This is a genomic window from Caldimonas sp. KR1-144 (genome assembly GCF_049446155.1).
Classification (GTDB): domain Bacteria; phylum Pseudomonadota; class Gammaproteobacteria; order Burkholderiales; family Burkholderiaceae_C; genus Rivibacter.
This window is the reverse complement of the sequence record NZ_JBMSEE010000010.1, coordinates 140,801-165,595: the sequence shown is the minus strand read 5'-3', so window position 1 is coordinate 165,595 and position 24,795 is coordinate 140,801. Positions and strand designations below refer to the sequence as shown.

Annotated in this window: 21 protein-coding genes; 13 read left to right on the top strand and 8 right to left on the bottom strand. The window is 69.3% G+C overall.

Features of this window, described 5'->3' with window-relative positions:
* Window positions 1-20: 20 nt before the first annotated feature.
* Window positions 21-1,163, bottom strand: a complete 1,143-nt coding sequence (locus ACO2TI_RS20810; RefSeq protein ID WP_423287156.1) for a GNAT family N-acetyltransferase — start codon at window positions 1,161-1,163, stop codon at window positions 21-23.
* Between the two features lie 61 nt (window positions 1,164-1,224).
* Between ACO2TI_RS20810 and ACO2TI_RS20805 the strand changes: the two genes are divergently transcribed.
* Window positions 1,225-2,913, top strand: coding sequence for an NAD+ synthase (locus ACO2TI_RS20805; RefSeq protein ID WP_423287093.1), 1,689 nt, complete (start codon window positions 1,225-1,227; stop codon window positions 2,911-2,913).
* A 46-nt stretch (window positions 2,914-2,959) separates the two neighbouring features.
* Window positions 2,960-3,298, top strand: coding sequence for a P-II family nitrogen regulator (locus ACO2TI_RS20800; RefSeq protein WP_423287092.1), 339 nt, complete (start codon window positions 2,960-2,962; stop codon window positions 3,296-3,298).
* Window position 3,299: 1 nt separating this feature from the next.
* Here the strand turns inward: ACO2TI_RS20800 and ACO2TI_RS20795 are convergent, their stop codons facing one another.
* From ACO2TI_RS20795 to ACO2TI_RS20770, 6 genes are all read right to left on the bottom strand, one after another.
* Entirely contained in the window at window positions 3,300-3,893 is a 594-nt protein-coding gene (locus ACO2TI_RS20795; RefSeq protein WP_423287091.1) for a TIGR00730 family Rossman fold protein, read from the bottom strand.
* A gap of 16 nt (window positions 3,894-3,909) precedes the next feature.
* Window positions 3,910-4,293, bottom strand: coding sequence for a diacylglycerol kinase (locus ACO2TI_RS20790; RefSeq protein WP_423287090.1), 384 nt, complete (start codon window positions 4,291-4,293; stop codon window positions 3,910-3,912).
* A gap of 25 nt (window positions 4,294-4,318) precedes the next feature.
* Window positions 4,319-4,834 (bottom strand): RDD family protein, encoded by a 516-nt coding sequence (locus tag ACO2TI_RS20785; RefSeq protein WP_423287089.1) that lies wholly within the window; start codon window positions 4,832-4,834, stop codon window positions 4,319-4,321.
* Between the two features lie 72 nt (window positions 4,835-4,906).
* Window positions 4,907-5,632, bottom strand: coding sequence for a DUF3106 domain-containing protein (locus ACO2TI_RS20780; RefSeq protein ID WP_423287088.1), 726 nt, complete (start codon window positions 5,630-5,632; stop codon window positions 4,907-4,909).
* A 10-nt stretch (window positions 5,633-5,642) separates the two neighbouring features.
* The gene (locus ACO2TI_RS20775) at window positions 5,643-6,086 is read right to left on the bottom strand and encodes a DUF3619 family protein (protein ID WP_423287087.1); all 444 of its coding nucleotides are present in this window, start codon (window positions 6,084-6,086) and stop codon (window positions 5,643-5,645) included.
* Complete coding sequence (locus ACO2TI_RS20770) at window positions 6,083-6,646, bottom strand: RNA polymerase sigma factor (RefSeq protein ID WP_423287086.1); 564 nt, start codon at window positions 6,644-6,646, stop codon at window positions 6,083-6,085. The genes ACO2TI_RS20775 and ACO2TI_RS20770 overlap by 4 nt, the downstream gene beginning before the upstream one ends.
* Before the next feature lie 247 nt (window positions 6,647-6,893).
* Here ACO2TI_RS20770 and ACO2TI_RS20765 point away from each other — a divergent pair, with 247 nt between their 5' ends.
* The 6 genes from ACO2TI_RS20765 to pbpG all read left to right on the top strand — a co-directional run bounded on the left by ACO2TI_RS20765 (window position 6,894) and on the right by pbpG (window position 14,216).
* Window positions 6,894-8,666 (top strand): acetolactate synthase 3 catalytic subunit, encoded by a 1,773-nt coding sequence (locus ACO2TI_RS20765; RefSeq protein WP_423287085.1) that lies wholly within the window; start codon window positions 6,894-6,896, stop codon window positions 8,664-8,666.
* 160 nt (window positions 8,667-8,826) lie between these two features.
* Window positions 8,827-9,318, top strand: a complete 492-nt coding sequence (gene ilvN, locus ACO2TI_RS20760) for an acetolactate synthase small subunit (RefSeq protein WP_423287084.1) — start codon at window positions 8,827-8,829, stop codon at window positions 9,316-9,318.
* A gap of 37 nt (window positions 9,319-9,355) precedes the next feature.
* Window positions 9,356-10,372 carry a ketol-acid reductoisomerase gene (gene ilvC / locus ACO2TI_RS20755; protein ID WP_423287083.1) on the top strand — a complete coding sequence of 339 codons (1,017 nt, stop codon included), beginning with the start codon at window positions 9,356-9,358 and terminating at the stop codon, window positions 10,370-10,372.
* 118 nt (window positions 10,373-10,490) lie between these two features.
* Window positions 10,491-11,330 (top strand): CDP-diacylglycerol--serine O-phosphatidyltransferase, encoded by an 840-nt coding sequence (pssA, locus tag ACO2TI_RS20750; protein ID WP_423287155.1) that lies wholly within the window; start codon window positions 10,491-10,493, stop codon window positions 11,328-11,330.
* 209 nt (window positions 11,331-11,539) lie between these two features.
* Window positions 11,540-13,081 (top strand): 2-isopropylmalate synthase, encoded by a 1,542-nt coding sequence (locus ACO2TI_RS20745; protein WP_423287082.1) that lies wholly within the window; start codon window positions 11,540-11,542, stop codon window positions 13,079-13,081.
* A 133-nt stretch (window positions 13,082-13,214) separates the two neighbouring features.
* Window positions 13,215-14,216 (top strand): D-alanyl-D-alanine endopeptidase, encoded by a 1,002-nt coding sequence (gene pbpG / locus ACO2TI_RS20740; RefSeq protein ID WP_423287081.1) that lies wholly within the window; start codon window positions 13,215-13,217, stop codon window positions 14,214-14,216.
* A gap of 115 nt (window positions 14,217-14,331) precedes the next feature.
* Here the strand turns inward: pbpG and ACO2TI_RS20735 are convergent, their stop codons facing one another.
* The gene (locus tag ACO2TI_RS20735; protein WP_423287080.1) at window positions 14,332-15,102 is read right to left on the bottom strand and encodes an IclR family transcriptional regulator; all 771 of its coding nucleotides are present in this window, start codon (window positions 15,100-15,102) and stop codon (window positions 14,332-14,334) included.
* A gap of 89 nt (window positions 15,103-15,191) precedes the next feature.
* Here ACO2TI_RS20735 and ACO2TI_RS20730 point away from each other — a divergent pair, with 89 nt between their 5' ends.
* From ACO2TI_RS20730 to ACO2TI_RS20710, 5 genes are all read left to right on the top strand, one after another.
* Window positions 15,192-16,277: a TIGR03790 family protein gene (locus ACO2TI_RS20730; protein ID WP_423287079.1), complete on the top strand. Its 1,086-nt coding sequence runs from the start codon at window positions 15,192-15,194 to the stop codon at window positions 16,275-16,277.
* Window positions 16,278-16,407: 130 nt separating this feature from the next.
* Entirely contained in the window at window positions 16,408-17,400 is a 993-nt protein-coding gene (locus ACO2TI_RS20725; protein ID WP_423287078.1) for a cytochrome-c peroxidase, read from the top strand.
* Complete coding sequence (locus tag ACO2TI_RS20720) at window positions 17,397-19,220, top strand: DAHL domain-containing protein (protein WP_423287077.1); 1,824 nt, start codon at window positions 17,397-17,399, stop codon at window positions 19,218-19,220. The genes ACO2TI_RS20725 and ACO2TI_RS20720 overlap by 4 nt, the downstream gene beginning before the upstream one ends.
* Window positions 19,217-21,541: an EAL domain-containing protein gene (locus ACO2TI_RS20715; RefSeq protein WP_423287076.1), complete on the top strand. Its 2,325-nt coding sequence runs from the start codon at window positions 19,217-19,219 to the stop codon at window positions 21,539-21,541. Before ACO2TI_RS20720 ends, ACO2TI_RS20715 begins: the two co-directional genes overlap by 4 nt.
* 217 nt (window positions 21,542-21,758) lie before the next feature.
* On the top strand, window positions 21,759-24,791 hold the full coding sequence (locus ACO2TI_RS20710) for an ATP-binding protein (RefSeq protein ID WP_423287075.1): 3,033 nt from the start codon (window positions 21,759-21,761) through the stop codon (window positions 24,789-24,791).
* Window positions 24,792-24,795: the final 4 nt, after the last annotated feature.

Here is a 24,795-nt window from a genome sequence, read left to right as displayed (position 1 = left end):
CGGCGTGACGCTGGGAAGCGTCACGCCGGCCGCTTGAACGGCGTGCGCTGCTCCAGTTCGTCGACGTAGGCCTCGACGCCTGCGCCCTCGCGCTCGAGGAAGCGGGCCACCGCATCGGCGAAAGCGGGGTGGGCGAGCCAGTGCGACGAGAAGGTGCGCACCGGCTCGAGGCCGCGCGCCATCTTGTGCTCGCCTTGCGCGCCGCCCTCGAAGCGAAGGTAGCCCTGCGCGATGCACCATTCCAGCGGCGCGTAGTAGCAGGCCTCGAAATGCAGGCAGCGCACCGGCGCGAGCGCGCCCCAGTAGCGGCCGTAGGCGACGCGACACGCGGGATCGAGCGCGATCAGCGAGCAGCCCAGGCGCTCGTCGCCGCGCTCGGCGATGAACAGCAGCCAGTGCTCGGCCATCCCGCGCGCCATGCGCGCGAAGAAGTCGCGCGTCAGGTAGGGCGTCGAGCGGTGCTCGCGGTAGGTGCGCTGGTAGCAGCGGTAGAAGAAGTCCCAGTCGGCGCCGGTGATCTGCGCGCCGGCCAGCGCGCGCATCGTCACGCCGGCTTCGCGCACGTAGCGGCGCTCCTGCGCGATCTTGCGGCGCTTGTCGCGCGTGAGACCGGCGAGGAAATCATCGAAATCGGCGTAGGGCCGGTGCTCGCGGTTGCGCCAGTGGAACTGCACGGTGCTGCGCTCGAGCCAGCCTTGCGCCTCGGCCGCGCGGCGGTCGGCTTCGTCGATGAACAGCAGGTGCACCGACGACAGCGCTTGCGCGCGTGCGAACTGCTCGATGCCGGCCAGAAGCGCCGCGCGCGCATCGTCGTCCACCGCCAGCAAACGGCTGCCGGGCACCGGCGTGAACGGCACGGCGCCGAGCAGCTTGGGGTAATAGGGCCGGCCCGCGCGCTCCCAGGCGTCGGCCCAGGCCCAGTCGAACACGTACTCGCCGTAGCTGTGGCTCTTGAGGTAGAGCGCGGCCGCCGCGACGAGCACGTCGCCGCGCTCCAGCGTCGCGAAGCAAGGCGTCCAGCCGGTCTCGGCAACCGCGCTGCCCGAGTCATGCAGCGCACACAGGAAGGCGTGGCGCAGGAAGGGCGTCGGGGCCGGGCTGGCCTCGAGCAGCGCATCCCAGGCCGAGGCCTCGATCGCATGCGGGTCGCCGGCAATGCGCATCACGAGCGCATCGGACCGGGCGCTACCATCGGCGCGAGCATCCTGCGTATCGTGATCCTTCATGGCCTCGTCGTCTTCCACGCTTCCTGTCGCGCTCCTGCAGTTCAATGCCACGGTCGGCGATCTCGATGGCAACGCGCGTCGCATTGCCGCGATGGCGCGCGAGGCGCACGCGGCCGGCGCGCGCCTCGCGGTGACGCCGGAGCTCGCGCTGACCGGCTACCCGCCCGAAGACCTGCTGCTGCGCCCGGCCTTCATGCAGGCCTGCGATGCCGCGCTGGCGCAGCTCGCCAAGTCGCTGGCCGATCTGCCGGACCTGCACCTCGTGGTCGGCCATCCGAAGACCGTCGGCGACGATGTTCGCACGCGCTCGATGGCCGTGCTGCGACGGGTGAATGCGGCTTCGGTGCTGCACGCCGGCCGGGTGGTCGGCGGGTACGCCAAGCGCGAGCTGCCGAACTACCAGGTGTTCGACGAGCGACGCTACTTCACCACCGGCCGCGAGCTCGGCCTCGGCCCGCTGGTGGTCGATGCGGGCGGCTTCAAGGTCGGCGTGCTGATCTGCGAGGACGCCTGGTTCGACGAGCCCGGCGCTGCGGCCAAGGCGGCCGGCGCGCAGGCGCTCGTGGTGCTCAATGCGTCGCCGTTTCATCTCGGCAAGGCGGCCGAGCGCGAGGCGCGCATGGCCGAGCGAGCGCGTGCGCTCAGTCTGCCGCTGGCCTATGCGCATCTCACCGGCGGGCAGGACGAGATCGTGTTCGACGGTGCCTCGTTCGCGGTCGATGCGACAGGTGCGGTACGCGCGCGCGCACACAGCTTCGAGGAGCAGGTGTTACCGCTGCGCTTCGACATCGCCGGCGGCGCGAGCGGCGAGCTCGCACCATTGCCGGGCGAAGAGGCCCAGGCCTGGGGCGCCCTCGTGACGGGCGTGCGCGACTACCTCGGCAAGAACGGCTTCCCGGGCGCGATCATCGGCCTGTCGGGCGGCATCGACTCGGCGCTGGTGCTGGCGATCGCGGTCGACGCGCTGGGCGCCGACAAGGTGCGTGCGGTGATGATGCCGTCGCCCTACACGGCCGACATCTCGTGGATCGATGCGCGCGAGATGGCCAGGCGCCTTGCGGTGCGCTACGACGAGATCGCGATCGAGCCGATGTTCGACGCCTTCCGCCAGAGTCTCGCGAGCGAGTTCGCCGGCCTGCCCGAGGACGCGACCGAGGAGAACATCCAGGCGCGCATCCGCGGCACGCTGCTGATGGCGCTGTCCAACAAGAGCGGGCGCATCGTGCTGACCACGGGCAACAAGAGCGAGATGGCCACCGGCTACTGCACGCTCTACGGCGACATGGCCGGCGGCTTCGCAGTGATCAAGGACGTGGCCAAGACGCTGGTCTACCGGCTCGCGAACTGGCGCAACGCGCAGGCCGAGGCGCGCGGCGAGCCGGCGCCGATTCCCGAGCGCATCATCACGCGCCCACCGTCGGCCGAGCTGCGCCCGGGCCAGCTCGACCAGGACAGCCTGCCGCCCTACGACGTGCTCGACGCCATCCTCGCGCGCTACATGGAAGAGGACCGCTCGGTCGACGAGATCGTCGCCGACGGCTTCGAGCGCACCACGGTGGAGCGGGTCGCGCGCCTCATCAAGGTGAACGAGTACAAGCGGAGGCAAGCGCCGGTCGGCATCCGCATCACGCACCGGTCGTTCGGCAAGGACTGGCGCTACCCGATCACGTCCAAGTTCCGCGCCTGACGTGCTTAAATCCGCTCAAGACCAACCTGCGCACCCGGAGCCCGCCATGAAGCAGATCACCGCCGTCATCAAACCGTTCAAGCTCGAGGAGGTGCGCGAGGCGCTGGCCGACGTGGGCGTCTCCGGCCTGACCGTGACCGAGGTCAAGGGCTTCGGGCGCCAGAAGGGCCACACCGAGCTCTACCGCGGCGCCGAGTACGTGGTCGACTTCCTGCCCAAGGTGAAGGTCGAGGTCGTGGTCAAGGACAGCGACGTCGAGCACTGCATCGAGGCCATCGTCAAGGCCGCCAAGACCGGCAAGATCGGCGACGGCAAGATCTTCGTGACGGCGGTCGAGCAGGTGGTGCGCATCCGCACCGGCGAGACGGACGAATCGGCGGTCTGAGCTAGATGCGCGTGTAGTCGTCCGCAGCTCGCGCGCTCGGGACGAGCCGTGCGAGCCGATCCACGAGGCGCTCGGGATCGTCGTCGGCGAGCAGCAGCGCGCGCACGTTCTCGCCCAGGAAGCCCTCGGCCACCGAGCGGTCCAGGAAGGCCAGCAGGCCGTCGTAGTAGCCCTCGATGTTGAGCAGGCCGATCGGCTGGTCGTGGTAGCCCAGCTGGCGCCAAGTCCAGACCTCGAACAGCTCCTCGAAGGTGCCGATGCCGCCCGGCAAGGCGATGAAGGCGTCGGCGCGCTCGGCCATCATCTGCTTGCGCTGGTGCATCGTCTCGACCACGTGCAACTCGCTCAAGCCTCGATGGCCGACCTCGCGCTCCATCAGCGAGCGCGGAATCACGCCGCAGACAAAGGCGCCGGCCGCGAGCGCGGCATCGGCGACGATGCCCATCAGGCCCACGTTGCCGCCGCCGTAGACCAGGCGGCTGCCGCGCGCGGCGATCGCGGTGCCGGTGCGGCGCGCGGCATCGGCATAGGCGTCGCGGTGGCCGGGGCGCGAACCGCAGTAGATGCAGAAGGACAGCGGCGCAGGGGCGTTCATCGTTCGCGGTGGGTCGTCAGTGGCCGAAGCGGTGCCAGAGTGCGGCGACCCAGATGCCGCCGCACAGCAGCAGCGAGAGCAGGACGGCCGCGCTGGCGATGTCCTTGGCCCGCTTGGAGAGGTCGTGCAGCTCGTAGCTCACGCGGTCGATCGCCGCCTCGACGCTGGAGTTGAGCAGCTCGACGATCATCACCAGCAGCACCGAGCCGACGAGCAGCGCGACCTCGACCCAGCCGCGGCCGATCCAGAACGCGGCCGGCATCAGCACGAGGGCCGCCCACACCTCCTGGCGGAAGGCGCTTTCGCCTTGGTAAGCCGAGCGCAGGCCGTCGATGGAGTAGCCGCAGGCGCGCCAGATGCGATCGAGGCCGGTGCGGCCTTTGTAGGGGTTGCCGTTCATCGCGCGCGATCCTAACGGGCCAAGATCACCGCGCCGCGACAACGGGCCGCCAACTGATCAGCCGCGTGCCGCACAGCACGTCATGCCAGAACTGGCGCTGCGGCTGCAGCTTGGACAGCAAGGCATAGCCGGCGATCCAACCCAGCACGATCGCGGTCGCCCCGCCGCCGCCGAGCGTCTTCACGCCGAGCACGCCGACGCCGGCCAAGGGCGGCAGCAACCAGATCCAGCTGGCGACGTAGCGGGCCAGCGCGCGCGTTTGGGAGACCGGGCTGCCGTCGGCGCGCACCAGTCGCACGTGCCACGTCTTCATCGCAAGCGTCTGGCCGCCATGCGACCAGAACCACGTGAAGTAGATGCCCAGCACGATGAAGAGAAAGGCCATGCTGGCCTCGCGCAGGTAGAGCGCGTGCCGCTGCTGGGTCAGGGCGGAGAACAGGTACTCGGCGATCATCACGACGCCGAACAGCAGCACGCCTTCGTAGAAGAAGGCGGCCATGCGTCGCCGCAGGCTCGGCGGCGTCAGGAGGGGGGCGGACATGAAAACAAACCAGGGCGCGGCGCTTGCGGCCGCGCGGGCAGCAAAGTCCGCGAGCCTAACAGGCGCGCGGACTCAGGGCTTCTGGTTGACCGGCTCCGCGGCGGCGGCCGCCTGAGGGCCTCGCTGCGGCAGCAGGGTGTTGCGGTCGACGAAGGTGGGCGTCGCGGCGATCTTGGGCAGGCCCGGCTGCTGGTGCAACGGGGGTGTCGCCGGCTGCGAGATCGGGCGCGTCGTCGCACCGGGCTTGGCCTGCACGGTCGATGGCGCGACCGGTCGCGGCCGCGCCGCCTCGAGGGGGCTCGGGACGGTATTCACCTTGGGTTGCGGGCCGGTGGCCGCCGTGCCGGCGGTCTTGGCCGCTCCCGGGCGGGGCGCGGCGCCTGCCTTGCGTGCGTCATTGCGCGCCGTCGCCGCGAGCTGCTTGCGCTGGTCTTCGGGCAGCTCCTGGTAGGCCTGCCAGCGGGCCTGGCGCTCCTCGGCCGGCAGCTGCTTGGCGCCTTGGTAGTTGAGGCGCGCCTGGCCGCGCTGCTGCGGGCTCAGCTTGGCCCAGTCGGCCATGCGTTCCTGGATGCGCCGGCGTTCGTCGGGCGACATCTTGTCGAAGCGGGCCGTCACCTCGAGCCACTTCTGCTTGCGCGGCCCGTCCATGCCGCCCCATTCACGCTCCAGCGGCTTGAGCGCATTGCGCTGGGCCGGGCTGAGCTCGGACCACGTCGGGCCGCCTGCATCGGGCGCGGCAACGACCGCGCCGGCCAGCAGGGCGGCGCAAACGAAGGCGAGCAGGCGGCGTGTGGTCATTGGCGCCGCGTCAATCGGCCGGCTGGCGCAGGAACTCGGCGAAACCCGGATCGGCATAGGCGGCGGGCGGAAGGTCGTCGGACAGCAGGGCTGCGTCGATCTCGGCGGCGTCGGCAGCCTGCTCGTCCTCGCTCTGGATCTGCACCGTCACCATGCCCACCACCAGCGCCACGACCGGCAGCAAGGCGGCCAGGCGCCACCAGCCGGAGCTGCCGTCGCCGCCGAACAACAGGGAGCCGCGCCCGGCATTGAGCACCGCCGGCGCCGTTTGCGGGGCAGCGACCGTCTTCGCGCGTGCCCGCTCGAGGGCCTGCTGGCGGGCGATGCGCAGGCGCTCGTTGATGTCATGGGGCAGCGCGGCGCTGCGCTCGGTCAACCGGGCGGCCACACGCAGCGCGAAACGGGCCTCGCGAGCCTCGCGGTCGAAGGGAGAAATGGCGGTGGAACGGTTCATGGTGCGACACCCTTCGCCCTGAGGGCCTTGGCCAAGGCGTGCACTGCGCGCGAGCAGTGCGTCTTGACGCTGCCCTCGGAACAACCCATGGCAGCAGCCGTCTCTGCGACGTCGAGTTCTTCCCAGTAACGCAGAAGAAATGCCTCGCGTTGACGCCCCGGCAGGCGGCTGACCTCTTCCTCGATCGTTAGCAGGAACTGCGCCCGCTGGACAGCATCGGCAGCGCTTTCGACGCCTTCGCCGGTTCCCAGCGCCAGAGTTTCCAGCAGGTCGAAGTCGCCGTCGCCGCCATCGGACTCGAAATCCGAGAACGATTGCATGATCGCGCCGCGCACCTTCTGGCGGCGAAACCAGTCCATCGTCGCGTTCGAGAGGATGCGCTGGAACAGCAGCGGCAGCTCGGCCGCCGGCCGATCGGCGTACTTCTCGGCCAGCCGGATCATCGCGTCCTGGACGATGTCGAGCGCGGCATCGTCATCGCGCACCGCATAGACGGTGCGCTTGAAGGCCCGCTTCTCGACGCTCTTGAGGAAATCGCTGAGTTCGTGGTCGGAGGCCAAGGGGGCGCTGTCGCGTTGCTGATCGCGTGGGCGAAAACGCGGCGGATTATGTCACCGGGTCATGCACCAGCGTGGCGCGGCCCCGCCTCAGTGCATAATGCTGCTTCGCACAACGCAGTTTGGGTCTTCATTGGCCGCCCGACCCGGGCGCCCGATCCGTTGACCGCGCAGGCTCCACACCCGCCTCACGAGGGCGCGGAGAGGGGCACCGAAGGTTCTTCGTTAGAGAACAACCAAGAGGTTCTAAATGGACATGTCTGCCGCGGAAGTCAAGCGTGCCGCTACGGCACAACCGCACACCCCCTCCAAGGAGCTGAACGGCTCCGACATCCTCGTCCGCTGCCTGCAGGCAGAAGGTGTGAAGCACCTCTGGGGCTACCCCGGCGGCGCCGTGCTCTACATCTACGACGCGCTGTACAAGCAGGATTCCATCGAGCACGTGCTCGTGCGCCACGAGCAGGCAGCGATCCACGCGGCCGACGGCTACGCGCGCGCAACCGGAGAGGTCGGCGTCGCGCTGGTGACCTCGGGGCCGGGCGTCACGAATGCCGTGACCGGCATCGCGACCGCCTACATGGACTCGATCCCGATGGTCATCATCACGGGACAGGTCCCGACGCCGGCCATCGGCCTCGACGCGTTCCAGGAATGCGACACCGTGGGCATCACGCGCCCCATCGTGAAGCACAACTTCCTGGTCAAGGACGTGCGCGACCTGGCGACGACGATCAAGAAAGCCTTCCACATCGCCCGCACCGGCCGTCCCGGCCCGGTGGTGGTCGACATCCCGAAGGACGTCTCGCTCAAGACCACGGCGTTCCACTACCCCGAGCGGGTGGAGATGCGTTCGTACAACCCGGTGCGCAAGGGCCACAGTGGGCAGATCCGCAAGGCGGTGTCGCTGCTGCTGGCGGCCAAGCGGCCCTACATCTACACCGGTGGCGGCGTGATCCTGGGCAATGCCAGTGCCGAACTGCGCGAGCTGGTCAACCTGCTGGGCTATCCCTGCACCAACACGCTGATGGGCCTGGGCGCGTTCCCGGCCACCGACCCGCGCTTCCTGGGCATGCTCGGCATGCACGGCACCTACGAGGCCAACATGACGATGCAGCACTGCGACGTGCTGCTCGCCGTGGGCGCGCGCTTCGACGACCGCGTGATCGGCAACCCGAAGCACTTCTCGTCGGTGGAGCGCAAGATCGTCCATGTGGACATCGACCCCTCGTCGATCTCCAAGCGCGTGAAGGTCGACATCCCCATCGTCGGCGACGTCAAGGACGTGCTGCAGGAGCTGATCGCGCAGATCAGGGAAGCGCAGGCGAAGCCGGATTCGGCCTCGATCAACGCCTGGTGGAGCCAGATCAACGAGTGGCGCAAGAAGGACTGCCTGTCGTTCAAGCGCAGCAGCGAGGTCATCAAGCCGCAGGCGGTGGTCGAGAAGCTGTGGGAGCTCACGCGCGGCACCGACTGCTACGTCACCTCGGACGTCGGCCAGCACCAGATGTGGGCCGCGCAGTTCTACCGCTTCGACGAGCCGCGTCGCTGGATCAACTCAGGCGGCCTCGGCACGATGGGCGTGGGCCTGCCCTACGCAATGGGCATCAAGCTCGCCAAGCCGGATTCGGATGTGTTCTGCATCACCGGCGAGGGCTCGATCCAGATGTGCATCCAGGAGCTCTCGACCTGCCAGCAGTACAAGACGCCGGTCAAGATCATCAGCCTGAACAACCGCTACCTGGGCATGGTGCGGCAGTGGCAGGAGCTCGACTACGGCGGGCGCTACTCGCACAGCTACATGGATGCCTTGCCGGACTTCGTCAAGCTCGCCGAGGCCTACGGGCACGTCGGCCTGCTGGTCGAGAAGCCTTCGGATGTGGAGCCCGCCCTGCGCGAGGCCATCCGCCTGAAGGACCGGACCGTCTTCCTCGACGTGCGCACCGACCCGACCGAGAACGTCTGGCCGATGGTGCAGGCCGGGAAGGGCATCACCGAGATGCTGCTGGGCTCCGAGGACCTGTGAGGCCGTAGCGCCGACGGTGCAAGGGCGCGAGGCTTGCCGGCTTCGCGTCAGGCGCACCGGAGGCGATGCGGTCGGGTTCGACGAGCGTCATCCAACCATCAAGGGCGTGGCCAAGGGCCGGCGGTTACCGCCGACGGCTTGAAGAGCGCGTCGCACGATCGTGAAACACATCATTGCCCTCTTGCTGGAGAACGAGCCCGGAGCGCTCTCCCGCGTGGTCGCGCTGTTTTCGGCGCGCGGCTACAACATCGAAAGCCTGACCGTTGCGACCACCGAGGACTCCTCGCTGTCGCGCATGACCATCGTCACCACCGGCAGCGACGACGTGATCGAGCAGATCACCAAGCACCTGAACCGGCTGATCGACGTGGTCAAGGTCGTCGACCTCACCGAAGGCGCCTACCTCGAGCGCGAGCTTATGCTCATCAAGGTGCGCGCCGTCGGCAAAGAGCGCGAGGAGATGAAGCGCATGGCCGACATCTTCCGCGGACGCATCATCGACGTCACCGAGAAGACCTACACGATCGAGCTCACCGGCGACACGTCGAAGCTCGATGCGTTCATCGAGGCGGTGGACCGCACCGCCATTTTGGAAACCGTGCGCACCGGCACCAGCGGGATCGGTCGCGGCGAGCGCATCCTGCGCGTCTGAACTGAACCCCCGCAGCATTTCGACTGGAGAAGCCAACATGAAGGTCTACTACGACAAGGACACCGACCTCTCCCTGATCAAGGGCAAGAACGTCACGATCGTGGGCTACGGCTCGCAGGGCCACGCACACGCGCAGAACCTCAACGACAGCGGCGTCAAGGTGACGGTCGGCCTGCGCAAGAGCGGCGCGTCGTGGAGCAAGGCCGAGAAGGCCGGCCTCAAGGTCGCCGAGGTGGCCGAGGCCGTGAAGGGCGCCGACGTGGTGATGATCCTGCTGCCCGACGAGCAGATCGCTGCGGTCTACAAGAACGACGTCGAGCCGAACATCCGCGAGGGGGCGTCGCTCGCTTTCGCTCACGGCTTCAACGTGCACTACGGCCAGGTCGTGCCGCGCGCTGACCTCGACGTCTGGATGGTCGCGCCCAAGGCGCCGGGCCACACGGTGCGCAACACCTACGTGCACGGCGGTGGCGTGCCGCACCTGGTGGCCGTGCACGCCGACAAGTCCGGCAAGGCGCGCGACCTCGCGCTGAGCTATGCGGCGGCCAACGGCGGCGGCAAGGCCGGCATCATCGAGACCAGCTTCCGCGAGGAGACCGAGACCGACCTGTTCGGCGAGCAGGCCGTGCTGTGCGGCGGCACCGTCGAGCTGATCAAGGCCGGCTTCGAGACGCTGGTCGAGGCCGGCTACGCGCCCGAGATGGCGTACTTCGAGTGCCTGCACGAGCTCAAGCTCATCGTCGACCTGATCTACGAAGGCGGCATCGCGAACATGAACTACTCGATCTCGAACAACGCCGAGTACGGCGAGTACGTGACCGGGCCCAAGGTTGTGACCGAGGCGACCAAGGACGCGATGCGCCAGTGCCTGAAGGACATCCAGACCGGCGAGTACGCCAAGAGCTTCATCCTCGAGAACCGCGCCGGCGCGCCGACGCTGCTGTCGCGCCGCCGCCTGACCGCCGAGCACGACATCGAGGTCGTGGGCGCCAAGCTGCGCGCGATGATGCCGTGGATCGCGAAGAACAAGCTGGTCGACCAGTCCAAGAACTGAGCGTCCTTGCCGGCAGGAAGGCCGCGCAGCCGCAAGGCGCGCGGCCTTTTTGCTTGGGGACCCTGCGTTATCCTTTCAGTCCATGCACCCCACCTCAACCGACGCGAGCGGTACCCCGATGCACGACGGCGCAGCGTTGCCCGAAGACCAGCACGACGACGAGACCGAAGAGCCCGCGCGCCGTCCGCGCCGCAAGGGCATCTACATCCTTCCCAACCTGTTCACGCTCGCGGCGCTGTTCGGCGGCTTCTACGCGATCGTGATGGCGATGAATGGGCGCTTCGAGAACGCCGCGATCGGCATCTTCAGCGCCATGGTGCTCGACAGCCTCGATGGCCGCGTCGCGCGCATGACCAACACGCAAAGCGCGTTCGGCGAGCAGATGGACAGCCTGTCGGACATGGTGTCCTTCGGCGCCGCACCGGCGCTGATCGTCTACGAATGGGCGCTCAAGGGCCTGGGCAAGCTCGGCTGGATCGCGGCCTTCGTCTATTGCGCGGGCGCCGCGCTGCGCCTGGCGCGCTTCAACACCAACATCGGCGTCGTCGACAAGCGCTTCTTCCAAGGCCTGCCGAGTCCGGCGGCGGCGGCGCTGGTGGTGGGCTTCATCTGGCTGATGGACGACGCCGGCTTCCACGGCGCGCGCGAGATCGAATGGCTCGCCTGGGTTGCCTTCGGGTTCACGCTCTTCGCCGGTTTGACGATGGTCACCAACGTGCCCTTCTACAGCTTCAAGGACGTGAGCTTCAAGCGCTCGGTGCCCTTCATCGTGATCGTCGCGATCGCGCTGGGCATCGCGGTGATCAACATCCATCCGCCGACGGTGCTGTTCGGGCTGTTCGTGATCTACGGACTGTCGGGCTACGGCGTCTATGTCTGGAAGCGCCTCAAGGGCAAGCCCGTCAGCGTGATCGCCACCTCGACCGACGAGCCCGACGAGCGCGGCCTGCACGGCTGATAGCGAAATCCTGAGCCGCGCCCGCAAGGCTGCGTGCTATATTGGCCGCCATGACGTTTCGCCGCATTTCGCTGCTACTTCTTCTAGGAGTGCTTCGCGCGCGCTGATCGTCTTCGTCCATCCGAATTCCGCATCACGGCCCGCGCGCATACCAGCGTCGCGGGCCGTTTTCATTTCCCTCTCGAGCGACGCTGGCCACGGAGAGTCCCATGTCCGACAAGCTGATCATCTTCGACACCACCTTGCGTGACGGCGAACAGTCGCCCGGCGCCTCGATGACGCGCGAGGAGAAGCTGCGCATCGCGCGCCAACTGGAGCGACTGCGTGTCGACGTGATCGAAGCCGGCTTCGCCGCGTCGAGCAACGGCGACTTCGAGGCCGTGAAGTCGATCGCCGACGCGATCAAGGAGTCCACCGTCTGCTCGCTCGCGCGCGCCAACGACCGCGACATCGCGCGCGCGGCCGAGGCGCTCAAGGGCGCGGCGCGCTCGCGCATCCACACCTTCATCGCCACCAGCGAGCTCCACATGGAGAAGAAGCTGCGCATGACGCGCGAGCAGGTGCTCGAGCAGGCGAAGCTGGCGGTGCGCTTCGCGCGCAACCTCTGCGGCGACATCGAGTTCTCACCCGAGGACGGCTACCGTTCCGATCCCGACTTCCTGTGCCGCGTGCTCGAGGGCGTGATCGCCGAAGGCGCAACGACGATCAACGTGCCCGATACCGTGGGCTACGGCATCCCCGAGCTCTACGGCGAGTTCATCCGCATGCTGCGCGAGCGCGTGCCCAACTCCGACAAGGCGATCTGGTCGGTGCACTGCCACAACGATCTCGGCATGGCGGTCGCCAACTCGCTGGCCGGCGTCAAGATCGGCGGCGCGCGGCAGGTCGAGTGCACGATCAACGGCCTGGGCGAGCGCGCGGGCAACTGCTCGCTGGAGGAGGTCGTGATGGCGGTGAAGACCCGCCGCGACTACTTCGGCCTCGAGGTCGGCATCGACACCACGCAGATCGTGCCGGCTTCGCGCATGGTCTCGCAGACCACCGGCTTCGTCGTGCAGCCCAACAAGGCCGTGGTGGGCGCGAACGCCTTCGCGCATGCCTCTGGCATCCACCAGGACGGCGTGCTCAAGGCGCGCGACACCTACGAGATCATGCGCGCCGAGGACGTAGGCTGGAGCGCCAACAAGATCGTGCTCGGCAAGCTGAGCGGGCGCAACGCGTTCAAGCAGCGCTTGCAGGAGCTGGGCATCGAGCTCGAGTCCGAGGCCGACATCAACGCCGCCTTTGCGCGCTTCAAGGATCTGGCCGACCGCAAGAGCGAGATCTTCGACGAGGACATCATTGCCCTGGTCGGCGACGAGAGCGTGACCCACGAACAGGAAACCTACCGCTTGCTGTCGCTGGACCAGCACTCCGGCACCGGCGAGCGCCCGCATGCCAAGGTGGCGTTTGCGGTCGGGGAGGTCGAGTACCACGCTGAAAGCGACGGCAATGGCCCCGTCGACGCGAGCCTGAAGGCGATCGAATCCAAGGTGGAAAGCGGTGCGGAAATGCTGCTTTATTCGGTGAACGCCATCACCTCGGGCAGCACAGAATCGCAGGGCGAGGTCACGGTTCGGCTCCAGCATGCGGGCCGCGTCGTCAATGGGGTTGGAGCGGACCCGGACATCGTCGTCGCGTCGGCAAAGGCCTACCTCGCGGCGCTGAACAAGCTCCATAGCAAGCAGGAGCGCGTGGCCGCCCAGGGATGAAACCACGGGTAAACCTCGAAGGTTTCGAGGAAAGGTGCGCAAGTTCTTGATCTTGCGCACCTTTTTTCTTTGGCCTAGACTCGCGCCACGTTCTGGGGATTTGACTGTGTCGATTCGTTCCTACCGCTTGCTGATGCAGTCCCTGTGGATCCTGGGTCTGGCCGCCTTCGTGCTGATGGCCGCGCCGCAGGCCGCGTCTGCTCAGACGCAGAAATCCCGCGCCGCGACGGCGAAGGCGGCCAAGAAGCCGTCGGTCAAGGCGACCAAGCGCCGCGCCAGCGCCAAGGTCGTCGCCGAGCGGCCGTCCGCCGGCCAGCTCGCCGGGCTGCGCAAGACCGATGATCCGCTCGACCTGAAGTCGAGCGTCGCCTTCGTGATCGACCAGGACACGAACGAGGTGCTGGTCGACAAGAATGCCCAGGCCGTGCTGCCGATCGCTTCGCTGACCAAGCTGATGACCTCGGTCGTCGTGCTCGATGCCGGGCTTTCGATGGACGAGCCGTTGACCATCACCAGCGAGGACATCGACACCGAGAAGGGCAGCGGTTCGCGCCTGCGCCCGGGCACCACGCTGACGCGCGGCGAGATGCTTCACCTGGCGCTGATGTCGTCCGAGAACCGCGCCGCCCACGCGTTGGGCCGCGCCTACCCGGGCGGGCTCGAGGCCTTCGTCGCGGCGATGAACGCCAAGGCCAAGTTGCTGGGCATGCATGACACGCACTATGTCGAGCCCACGGGCCTGTCCAGCCGCAACCAGTCGAGCGCGAAGGACCTGGCGGTGCTGGTGGGCGCGGCGTCGAACTATCCGCTGATCCGCGAGCTGTCGACCTCGCCCGAGTACGCGGTGTCGGTGGGCCGGCGCACGCTGCAGTACCGCACGACGAACCGCCTGGTGCTCAACCCCGAGTGGGAGATCGACCTCCAGAAGACCGGCTACATCTCCGAGGCCGGCCGCTGCCTGGTGATGCAGGCCCGCCTGGCCGGCCGCAAGCTGGTGATGGTCTTCCTCGACTCGGCCGGCAAGTACACCCGCCTGGGCGACGCCGAGCGCGTGCGTCACTGGATCGAAGCCAACATGCCGGGCAGCTCGGCCGACCCGGTCACCGCCGGCACGGCGGCGCGCACCGGCTCCTGAGCCGCGGTCGAAGGATCACGTTTTCAGCATCCGACGTCGTTGGGAAGGTATTGCGGATGCAACACGGCCTGGGTTCACCCAGGCCGTTTTCTTTGGTGGGCCGTACGGGCGGCGCTCAGGCGCCGCGGTGCCCGAGCTTGGCGGAGATCTGCGAGGCCGTCGCCTTGAGCCGATCCATCCAGCCTTCTTCGAGGCGGTCGGCCGGCGCGCTGATCGACAGGCCGGCAACCAGCTTTCCCTGGTCGTCGAAGATGCCAGCGGCCATGCAGCGCACCCCCAGCTCGAGTTCCTCGTTGTCGCGCGCGGTCCCGTACTGCGAGACCCTGGCGAGCTCGCGCTCGAGCGCTGGCAGGTCGGTGATGCTGTTGCGCGTGTGGCCCGCCAGGCCGGTGCGCGTCGCGTAGGCGCGCACGCGCTGCGGATCGTCGTGCGCCAGGAAAAGCTTGCCCACCGATGTCAGGTGCAGCGGCGCGCGACCGCCGACGGCGCGCACGACCTGCATGCCGGAGCGCTCGCTGTAGGTGCGCTCGATGTACACGATCTCATCGCCCTGGCGCACCGACAGGTTGACGGGCTGGTGCGTGAGCTTGTGCAGCTCGCGCATCGGCGCGAGCGCCGCGTCGCGCACGTCGAGCCGCGCCTTGACCAGGTTGCCGAGCTCCAGCAGGCGCATGCCGAGCCGGTAGCTTCCGGCCTCGGGTCGGTCGACGAAGCGCCCGATCGTCAGGTCGTTGAGGATGCGGTGCGCGGTCGAGGGGTGCAGTCCGGTCTGCTCGCTGAGCTCCTTGAGCGACACCGGATCGGGGTGGGCGGCCAGGACGTCGAGCAGCGAGAACATGCGCTCGATGACCTGGATCGTCGGGTGCTGGGCCTCGGTACGCTTCATCGGCTCATTGTCGCTCAGCCGCCGCATCGTTTTGTATCGCGAAACCTTCGAATGAGCGGATCGCGGTATCGCGCGGCTACGCTTCCCGCATGGCGAATGCATCGTTGAGGGTTCTCGCGGCCGCCGCGGCCGTGCTGCTGGCGGCCGCGGCGGCGGCCCATGAAGCCGAACCGCCGGCCGGCTCCACCGGCGTTCACGTGCCGCGCGTGACCGGGCGGCTGACCGCCAACGACATCGGCCTGGTCATCAACACCGCCGATCCCTACTCGGTGGCCGTGGGCGAGCACTACATCCGCGCCCGCGCGCTGTCCGACGAACAGGTGCTGCGCGTCGAGCTGCCGGTGCGCGGCACGCTCTCGCGCGACGAGTTCGCGCTCCTCGAGCGCCGCCTGCGCGAAGGCTTCGCCGGCGAGCGTATCCAGGCGGTCGCGCTCGCATGGCGCCAGCCGTACGCGGTCGCCTGCCTGTCGATCACCGGCGCGATCGCGCTCGGCGCCGATGCGGCCGACTGCAGCCACAGCTGCGCACCGACGCGCCCGTCGCCCTACTTCAACAGCGCCAGCGTGCGACCGGCCGGCGAGATCGGCCTGCGCCCGTCGATGCTGCTGGCCGCGCGAAGCGTCGACGAGGCGCGCGCGCTGATCGACCGTGGCGTCGCGGCCGACCGCACGCTGGGGCGCCGCGGTTCGCCGGCGGTCGAAGCCCTGCTGCTGAGCAGCGACGATGGCCACCGCAACGTGCGCGCCGCGCTGTTCCCGGCCTCGGGCACGATCGAAGGGCTGCACGTCACCATCACCCAGGCGCGGCTGGACGAGCGCGTCGGCCAGCCCGCCGAGGTGTTGCTGCTGCAGACCGGCATTGCGCGGCTGCCGCCGCTGACGGCGCTGCATTTCGTGCCGGGCGCGCTCGCCGACCATCTCACGTCGATGGGCGGCCGCCTGGGCGAGTCGGGCGACCAGAGCGATGCCCTCGAGTGGATTGCCGCCGGCGCGACCGCGAGCTACGGCACCGTCAGCGAGCCCTGCAACCACCTGCACAAGTTTCCCCACCCGCAAGTGCTGCTGCTGCACTACCTGCAAGGCGCCAGCGCCATCGAGGCCTACTGGAAGAGCGTCGCGTGGCCAGCGCAGGGCGTCTTCGTCGGCGAGCCGCTGGCTGCGCCCTTCGCTCGCTAGCGCGCCGCCCGACGCGGACAGTCCAGAACTCCCGACAGCGCGACCATCCGCGCGCCGATACCGCGCGCGACGGCCGCGGCACACGATGGTGCCCGTCATCGAGCCATAGCGGCGATGCGAGAGGGTGACCATGGCACAGACCACCGGGAGGAGACGGCCTGCAGCAGCGCAGCGGCGCCACGCCGCTGCGCTGCTGGCCGCCGGTGCGCTCGCACTGTGCGGCACCGCGCTGGCCGCGCTCGACGAACCGGTCAAGCCGGTCCCCGCGACGCTGATGCAGGATCCGGCGCGCGTGGAGATCGGCCGGCGCTTGTTCAACGACGTGCGCCTGTCGGCCAACGGCAAGGTGTCCTGCGCCAGCTGCCACGACCCGGCCAAGGGCGGCGCCGACGGCCGCGCTCGCTCGATCGGCTTCGACGGGCGCGCCACCGCGGTGAACGCGCCGACGGTGTTCAACGCCGCGCTGAACTTCAGGCAGTTCTGGAACGGGCGCGCCGACTCGCTCGAGGCGCAGGTCGGCCTGGTGGTCGAGAACCCGGTCGAGATGGGCTCGAACTGGCGCGACGTGGTGGCGATGATCGTGCGCGACGCGGACTACGCCCGCGCGTTCGCCGCGGCCTACCGCGACGGCGTGACGCGCTCGAACATTCAGGACGCGATCGCCAGCTACGAGCGCACGCTCGTCACGCCGGGCTCGCGCTTCGACAAGTACCTGGGCGGCGACCAGACCGCCATGTCGAGTGACGAGAAGGCGGGCTATGAGAGGTTCAAGCGATACGGCTGCGTGGCCTGCCACCAGGGTGTGAACCTCGGCGGCAACATGTTCCAGAAGTTCGGCGTGATGGGCGACTACTTCGCCGCGCGCGGCAATCCCACCGAGGCCGATCTCGGGCGCTTCGGCGTCACCGGCGACGCGGCCGACCGCAACGTCTTCAAGGTGCCCGGCCTGCGCAACGTGGCACTGACCGCGCCTTATCTCCACGACGGCAGCGCGCGCACGCTCGAAGACGCCGTCAGGGTGATGTTCCGCTACCAGCTCGGCCGCACGCCGTCGGCCCAGGACACGGAATCGATCGTCAAGTTCCTTCAAACCCTGACGGCGCTGCCGGAGGCTTCCAAGTGAGCGAGAAAGCCGCTTCCACACGCTGGCTGCCGGTGGCCGCCTTGGCCGCGGTGCTGGCGGCCATCCTCGCGCTGCTCTACGAGCGTACCCAGGGCTACGACGCGGCAGGCCACCTCGAGGACGTGGCCGTGCTGCGCCAGATCAAGCAGCTCGACGCCCAATGGGAGCTCGACGTCCTGAAGGCACGCATGGGCCTGCGCGCCGACTACGACCCGCTCGTCGATCCGCTGCGCCAGCTCAACGACTTGCAGCAGGCGCTGCAGGCCGGCACCGCCGGCGAGGCGCATCTCGAGGCGGCCGCGCTGGCGCGCACCGGCGAGCTGATCGGGCAGGCGGTGCAGGGCAAGACGCGGCTGGTGGAGCGCTTCAAGTCGCACAACGCGCTGCTGCGCAACTCGCTTTCCTTTCTTCCCACCGCGGCCGACGAACTGCGCGAAGCGCTCGAAGGCCAAGGCGCGGCCAGCCCTCGAGGCGGCAGCGACATCGCCGCGCGCGTCAACGACGTGCTGCTGGACACCCTTGTCTTCAGCCACGACGTCTCGCTCGATCGCGTGCCCACGATCGAGGCCAAGCTGGCCCTGCTGTCGGCGGACCGGCCGGACGTACCGCCTGAGACCGCTGAGCGCATCGAGCTGTTCCTGGCCCACGTGCGCACGGTGCTGCGCGAGCAGCCGATCGTCGAGCGCCTGCTGGCCGACATTGGCGCGGTGCCGACCGCTGCGCTCACCGACGAGCTGGAGAACGTGCTGGCCAGGGAACAGCGCGACGGCGCCGAGCGCAGCGAACTCAACCGCCTGTACCTGCTGGCCTTCGCCGCGGCGCTGGCCGGCCTGATCGTCTACGCCGCAGCGAGCCTGATCCGCAGCCACGCGGTGATCAAGCGCGTCAACCAGGCGCTGCGCGGCGCCAATGCCAAGCTGGAGCAGCGGGTGGCGGAGCGCACGCGCGAGCTGGATGCGGCTCAACGCGAAGCCACAGCGGCCGCGCGCCAGGCCGGCATGGCGGAGATCGCCAACGACGTGCTGCACAACGTCGGCAACGTGCTCAACAGCGTCAACGTCTCGGTGGGCATCGTCAGCGGCCGGCTGCGCGAGTTCCCGGCCGCGAAGCTGGCCCAGGTGGCCGCGATGCTGAAGCAGCATGCGGGCGATCTCGGCGCCTTCTTCGCCCATGACGAGCGCGGCCGGCTGCTGCCGGAGTACCTCGATCGGCTGGCGGGCGCCTACGAGGCCGAGCGCCAGGGCGTGGTCAAGGAGCTCGACGCGCTGGTGCGCAGCGTCGACCACATCAAGGACATCGTCGCCGCGCAGCAGGCGCATGCCGGGACCGCCAGCCTGGTCGAGGCGGCGTCGGTGAGCGACCTCGTCGACGACGCGCTGCGCATGAGCTCCGCCAGCCTGACGCGTCACCACGTGGCGGTGGTCAAGGATCTCGCAGAGGTGCCCGCGCTGCTGCTCGATCGCCAGCGCCTCGTGCAGATCCTGGTGAACCTGATCAACAACGCCAAGCAGGCAATGGGCGAGGTCCTCGACCATCCGCGTCAGATCACGCTGCGCACGCGCCTGGCCGAGCATGCCGACGGACGCCGGCTCGTGCTCCAGGTGGCCGACGTCGGCGAGGGCATCTCGGCCGAGAACATGAAGCGCATCTTCAGCCACGGCTTCACGACCCGCCGCAACGGCCACGGCTTCGGCCTGCACAGCTGCATCCTGGCCGCCAAGGAAATGGGCGGCACGCTGCGCGCCCACAGCAACGGTCCGGGCCACGGGGCCACGTTCACGCTGGAGCTGCCGGTCGCTCTTCCAGGAGTCCACCCATGATCGTTTCGCCTTCGCGCATCCTGCTGGTCGATGACCTGCCGTCGATCCACCAGGATTTCCGCAAGATCCTCGCGCCGGCGGTGCATGACGATCTCGCGGCGATCGAAGCCTCGCTGTTCGGCGAGAAACCGGCGGCCGCAGGGCCGGTCTTCGAGCTCGACTCGGCCTACCAGGGCGAAGAGGCGCTCGGCATGCTGCAGTCGGCGCTCGGGGCAGGGCGCCCCTACGAGCTGGCCTTCGTCGACATGCGCATGCCGCCCGGCTGGGACGGCGTGCAGACGATCGAGCGGCTGTGGCGGGTCGATCCACGCCTGCAGGTCGTCATCTGCACCGCCTTTGCCGACCATGCGTGGAGCGACGTGCTGCGGCGCCTGAACGGCAACGACAGCCTGCTGATCCTCAAGAAGCCCTTCGATGCCATCGAGGTGAGCCAGCTGGCGCGCGCGCTGACCGCCAAGTGGCGCCTGGCGCGCCAGACGGAGGCCCACGTCGACGCGCTCGAGGCGGCGGTGCAGCAGCGCACGCTGGAGCTCAGCACGGCCAACGACGGGCTGCGCGCCGAGATCATGCTGCGCCACGAGGTCGAGCGCTGCCTGCGCGTCTACGCCGCGGTGATCCGCAGCACCGGCGAGGCCGTCGCGATCACCGACGTGCGCGGCGAGATCGTCGAGGTCAACCCGGCCTACGAACACACCGTCGGCCGCACGCGCGACGAGCTCGTCGGGCGGCCGGTTCACGGGCTGGATTTCGACACCCCGCAGGCGCGCGAGGTCTGGCGCGCGCTGCACCGCGAGGGGCGCTGGTCGGGCGAGATCCTCGACCGTCGCAGCAGCGGCGAGCTGTTTCCGGCGCTGGTGCAGATCAACACGGTGCAAGGCGACGAGGACGAGCCGCGGCGCTATGTCTGCCTGTCGCGCGATATCACTGGCGTCAAGCAGACCGAGCAGCAGCTGCAGAAGCTGGCCTTCTACGATCCCTTGACCGAGCTGCCGAACCGTGCGCTGTTCGGCGACCGGCTGCGCGTCGCGCTGGCGACGGCGCAGCGCCAGTCGAGCCGCCTGGCGGTGATGTACATCGACCTCGATCACTTCAAGGACGTCAACGACTCGCTCGGCCACCAGGCCGGCGACCGCCTGCTGGTCGAGGTCAGCCACCGCATCGCCGGCTGCGTGCGCGCCGTCGACACGGTCGCGCGCATGGGCGGCGACGAGTTCACCGTGCTGCTCAGCCAGCTGAGCGGGCCCGACGACGCGCAGCAGGTCGCGCGGCGCATCATCGAGGCGATGCACGAGCCGGTGAAGCTCGGCGAGGCGACGGTGCACGTCGGCGCGAGCATCGGCATCAGCCTGTACCCGCAGCACGGCAACGACGCCGTGGCGCTGCAGCAGAACGCCGATCTCGCGATGTACGAGGCCAAGAGCGCCGGCCGCGGGCAGATGCGCCTGTACAGCGAGGACATGTCGGCGCGCAGCGGCGAGCGGCTGCAGCTCGCCGCCGCGATCGAGCAGGCGCTCGAGCGGCACGAGTTCACGCTGGCCTACCAGCCGATCGTCAATGCCGCGACCGGCGCTGCCGACAAGGCCGAGGCGCTGATCCGCTGGCGCGGCGCCGACGGCAAGCCGATCTCGCCGGCCACCTTCATTCCCTATGCCGAGGAAAGCGGGCTGATCTGCCGCATCGACCGCTGGGTGCTCGAGCGCGCCTGCACCGATGCCGTCGAGTGGCGGGCGGCCGGCCATGCCGTGGGCGTGTGCGTCAACCTGTCGGCGCTGACCGTGCAGCAGCCCGAGCTGGCGGACACCATCGCCGAGGTGCTGCACCGCACCGGCCTGCCGCCGGCCGGCCTGACGATCGAGATCACCGAGACGGCGGTGGTCGGCGACCCCTACGCCGCGCGCCGCATCCTCGAATCGGTGATGGCGCTCGGCGTCGGCGTCTCGGTCGATGACTTCGGCACCGGTTATGCGTCGCTGAGCTACCTGACGCTGTTTCCGATCAACTGCATCAAGCTCGACCGCAGCTTCGTCGACCGCATCGGCAAGGACGCCGCGAGCGAGGAGGTGATCCGCAGCATGCTCGAGCTGGCGCGCAAGCTGCGGCTGAACGTCGTCGCGGAGGGCATCGAAGAGGCCGACCAGGAGCGCTTCCTCGGTATCGCCGGCTGCGACCACCTGCAAGGCTTCCTGCTGGCCAGGCCGATGGGCGTCGAGCAGTTGCTCGAATGGCTCGCCGGCGGCGCGCAGCCGACCGCGGCGTCGTGCCGCGCGAGCTCGCCGCAAGGCCTGCATGGCGGCCTGCCGTCGGTCGAAGCGGCGCATTGACGCCTGGCTCGCGCGCCGCGGCGTCCACCATATTGCGGAGGTATTGACCCCAGGCGGGGCGCCTGTCTGAAAGCTTGCGTCGATCGCGCTTTCGCCAGACGATCAGGCCAAGTTCGCGCGGGCCGATGTCGCCTGCGCGAGGGAGGTCGAAGTGTCGCGACAGTGGTGGTCCGCGAGATCGCTGTTTGGCCCGCGGAGCTGGTCGCTGCGGGTGCGCGTGGCCACGCTGCTGGTCTTCGCCTCGCTGCTGCCGCTGGTGGTCGCCGCCTACCTGGAAGTGCAGCAGACGCGGCAGCGCCTCGTCGACGACATGGGCGAGCTGCTGCAGGCGCGCGGCGAGCAGGTCGTGCGCGACGTGGACGGCTTTCATGCCGGCCACCAGCGCGCGGTCGGACGCATCGCGCGCTTCCCCGACGTCGCCGGCTACTGCGCGGCCGACGCCGCGGGTCGGGCCGCTCGGCATGCCGACTTGCTCGGTCTGCTGGCGGCGTTTCCCGGCAGTGATTCGTCGATCGGCGGTGCGGCCGTGGTCGGGCCCGACGGCCGGATCCTCGTCGCCACCAATGCGGCGGTCGTCGGCCTCGACATCTCGTTTCGACCGCACGTGCGCGCGGCGCTGGCCGGCCAGCCGGCGGTGTCGGACATCCACCTGTCGGTGACCCAGGCGGGCGAACAGGCGCAGATCGCCTACCTCGCGCCGGTGCGCGCGGGCGGCGACCGCGGCGAGGTGTTGTGCGCCGCGTTGCTGATCACGCGCGCGCAGGCCCTGTGGGACCTGCTGCGCGGCAGCAACGGCCGGGCCGGCCCCGGCAGCTACGCGGTGGCGTTCGATCGCCTGGGCATTCGGGTGGCCCACTCCCACAGCGACAGCGTCGTGTTCCGGCCCGGCGGCCGGCTCGATCCGGCGACGATTGAAAGCCTGGTCGCCGAGCGGCGCTTCGGCATGGGGACGCGCCAGTTCCTCGATGACGTGCAGCCGTATCCGGAGCAGTTCGAGCGCGCACGCGCCGACGCGCTCGATGCGACCTTGTTCAGGGGCTTTTCGCCGGTCAACCGCAGCTGGACCTACGGCGTCGCGCTGCGCGCCAGCACGGTGCCATGGACCGTGTTCTACATGGTGCCGGCGACCAACCTGGAAAGCTTGATCGCGCAGACCATGCGCCAGCAGGTCGCGCTCGCGGCGGCGATCATCGCGCTGGCGCTGATCGTCGGGCTCGTCTTCGCCGCCAGCATCGTGCGGCCCGTGCGCGCACTGACGGCCGCGAGCGAGGCCATCGGACGGGGCGACCTGTCGACGCGCGTGGGCGGCGTCGGCGAGGACGAGCTCGGGCAACTCGGGCAGACCTTCAACGCGATGGCCGAGCGCATCGAGCACCAGGCGCGGGCCCTGGAGGGCGCGCGCGACGAGATGCAGCAGCGAGTCGTCGAGCGCACGGCCGAACTCAGCGCCACCGCCGAGCGGTTGAGCGCCGAGGTCGCCGAGCGGAAGCAGGCGCAGCTGCGCCTGCAGGCCCAGCTCGCGCGGCTGAACCTGCTCGACCAGGTCACCTGCGCGATCGGCGAGCGCCAGGACCTGCAAAGCATCTACCAGGTCACCATCCGCAGCCTCGAGGAGCGCCTGCCGGCCGACTTCTGCTGCATCTGCCGCTACGACGCCGCCGAGGCCCAGCTGACCGTCACGCGCGTCGGGGTGCACAGCGCGGCGCTGGCGCTCGAGATGGCGATGACCGAGAGCGCGCTCGTGCCGATCGACCGCAACGGACTGTCGCGCTGCGTGCGTGGCCACCTGGTCTATGAGGAGGACATCGGCCAGACCAGGTTCCCGTTTCCGCAGCGCCTGGCCAGCGGCGGCCTGCGCTCGCTGGTGATCGCGCCGCTGCAGTCGGAAAGCCGCGTGTTCGGCGTGATGGTCGTTGCGCGCCGCGAGCCGCACGCCTTCAGCAGCGGCGACTGCGAGTTCCTGCGCCAGCTGAGCGCGCACGTCGCGCTGGCCGCGCGCCAGGCCGAGCTGCACAGCTCGCTGCAGCGCGCCTACGACGACCTGCGCCAGACGCAGCAGGCGGTGATGCAGCAAGAGCGCCTGCGCGCGCTCGGCCAGATGGCCAGCGGCATCGCGCACGACATCAACAACGCGATCTCGCCGGTCGTGCTCTACACCGAAAGCCTGCTGGAGCACGAGCCCAACCTCAGCCCACAGGCGCGCAGCTACCTGGAGAACATCGCGCGCGCGGTCGACGATGTTGCGGCCACCGTGCAGCGCATGCGTGAGTTCTACCGCCAGCGCACCCCGCAGCTTGCGCTGACCGGGCTGTCGCCGAACAAGCTGGTGCGCGAGGTCGCCGAGATGACGCGCGCGCGCTGGAGCGACATGCCGCAGCAGCGCGGCATCGTGATCCGTCTGTCGACCGACCTGGCCGACGACGTGCCCGAGATCGCCGGCGTCGAGAGCGAGGTGCGCGAGGCGCTGATCAACCTGGTGTTCAACGCCGTCGACGCGATGCCCGACGGCGGCGAGCTGACGCTGCGCACGCGCCGCGTGACTGATGCGCAGGGCGCCCCCGCCGCGCGCATCGACGTCGCGGACACCGGCATCGGCATGGACGAGCAGACGCGCCGGCGCTGCCTCGAGCCGTTTTTCACCACCAAGGGCGAGCGCGGCACCGGCCTGGGCCTGGCCATGGTCTACGGCGCGGCGCAGCGCCACGGCGCGCAGGTCGACATCGACAGCGAGCCCGGCCGCGGAACGACGGTGATGCTGCGCTTCCCGCCGCCCTCCGAGGCGACGACGAACGCGGTGGCCGGCGCCGAAGCGCCGGCGCGCTCGCAGCGCCTGCGCATCCTGCTGGTCGACGACGACCCGCTGCTGCTCAAGACACTGCAGGACATGCTCGAGCGCGACGGCCACGTTGTCGTCGCGGCCAACGACGGCCAGGCCGGCATCGACGCCTTCGAGGCTTCGACGCGCAGCGGCGAGGCGTTCTCGCTCGTGCTGACCGACCTCGGCATGCCCTACGTCGACGGCCGCAAGGTGGCCGATGCCGTCAAGCGCGCCTCGCCATCGACGCCGGTCGTGCTGCTCACCGGTTGGGGCCAGGGCCTGCTCGGCGATGACGAGACCCTGCCGCACGTCGACGAGGTGCTCAGCAAGCCGCCCAAGCTCGCCGACCTGCGGCGCGCGCTGCTGCGCCATGGCGGACGGCCCCAGCCCAGCGTCGCGCCTGCCGGCGCCATGGCCACCCAGCAGGGATGAAGCG

What these genes read in the sequence shown, in the direction of transcription:
- pssA (WP_423287155.1), top strand. Translation starts at nt 10,491, where the DNA reads ATGCACGACGGCGCAGCGTTGCCCGAAGACCAGCACGACGACGAGACC.
- ACO2TI_RS20785 (WP_423287089.1), bottom strand. Translation starts at nt 4,834, where the DNA reads ATGTCCGCCCCCCTCCTGACGCCGCCGAGCCTGCGGCGACGCATGGCC.
- ACO2TI_RS20730 (WP_423287079.1), top strand. Translation starts at nt 15,192, where the DNA reads ATGGCGAATGCATCGTTGAGGGTTCTCGCGGCCGCCGCGGCCGTGCTG.
- ACO2TI_RS20775 (WP_423287087.1), bottom strand. Translation starts at nt 6,086, where the DNA reads ATGAACCGTTCCACCGCCATTTCTCCCTTCGACCGCGAGGCTCGCGAG.
- ACO2TI_RS20810 (WP_423287156.1), bottom strand. Translation starts at nt 1,163, where the DNA reads ATGCGCATTGCCGGCGACCCGCATGCGATCGAGGCCTCGGCCTGGGAT.
- ACO2TI_RS20745 (WP_423287082.1), top strand. Translation starts at nt 11,540, where the DNA reads ATGTCCGACAAGCTGATCATCTTCGACACCACCTTGCGTGACGGCGAA.
- pbpG (WP_423287081.1), top strand. Translation starts at nt 13,215, where the DNA reads ATGCAGTCCCTGTGGATCCTGGGTCTGGCCGCCTTCGTGCTGATGGCC.
- ACO2TI_RS20765 (WP_423287085.1), top strand. Translation starts at nt 6,894, where the DNA reads ATGGACATGTCTGCCGCGGAAGTCAAGCGTGCCGCTACGGCACAACCG.
- ACO2TI_RS20715 (WP_423287076.1), top strand. Translation starts at nt 19,217, where the DNA reads ATGATCGTTTCGCCTTCGCGCATCCTGCTGGTCGATGACCTGCCGTCG.
- ACO2TI_RS20795 (WP_423287091.1), bottom strand. Translation starts at nt 3,893, where the DNA reads ATGAACGCCCCTGCGCCGCTGTCCTTCTGCATCTACTGCGGTTCGCGC.
- ACO2TI_RS20790 (WP_423287090.1), bottom strand. Translation starts at nt 4,293, where the DNA reads ATGAACGGCAACCCCTACAAAGGCCGCACCGGCCTCGATCGCATCTGG.
- ACO2TI_RS20805 (WP_423287093.1), top strand. Translation starts at nt 1,225, where the DNA reads ATGGCCTCGTCGTCTTCCACGCTTCCTGTCGCGCTCCTGCAGTTCAAT.
- ACO2TI_RS20780 (WP_423287088.1), bottom strand. Translation starts at nt 5,632, where the DNA reads ATGACCACACGCCGCCTGCTCGCCTTCGTTTGCGCCGCCCTGCTGGCC.
- ACO2TI_RS20800 (WP_423287092.1), top strand. Translation starts at nt 2,960, where the DNA reads ATGAAGCAGATCACCGCCGTCATCAAACCGTTCAAGCTCGAGGAGGTG.
- ACO2TI_RS20725 (WP_423287078.1), top strand. Translation starts at nt 16,408, where the DNA reads ATGGCACAGACCACCGGGAGGAGACGGCCTGCAGCAGCGCAGCGGCGC.
- ACO2TI_RS20735 (WP_423287080.1), bottom strand. Translation starts at nt 15,102, where the DNA reads ATGAAGCGTACCGAGGCCCAGCACCCGACGATCCAGGTCATCGAGCGC.
- ilvC (WP_423287083.1), top strand. Translation starts at nt 9,356, where the DNA reads ATGAAGGTCTACTACGACAAGGACACCGACCTCTCCCTGATCAAGGGC.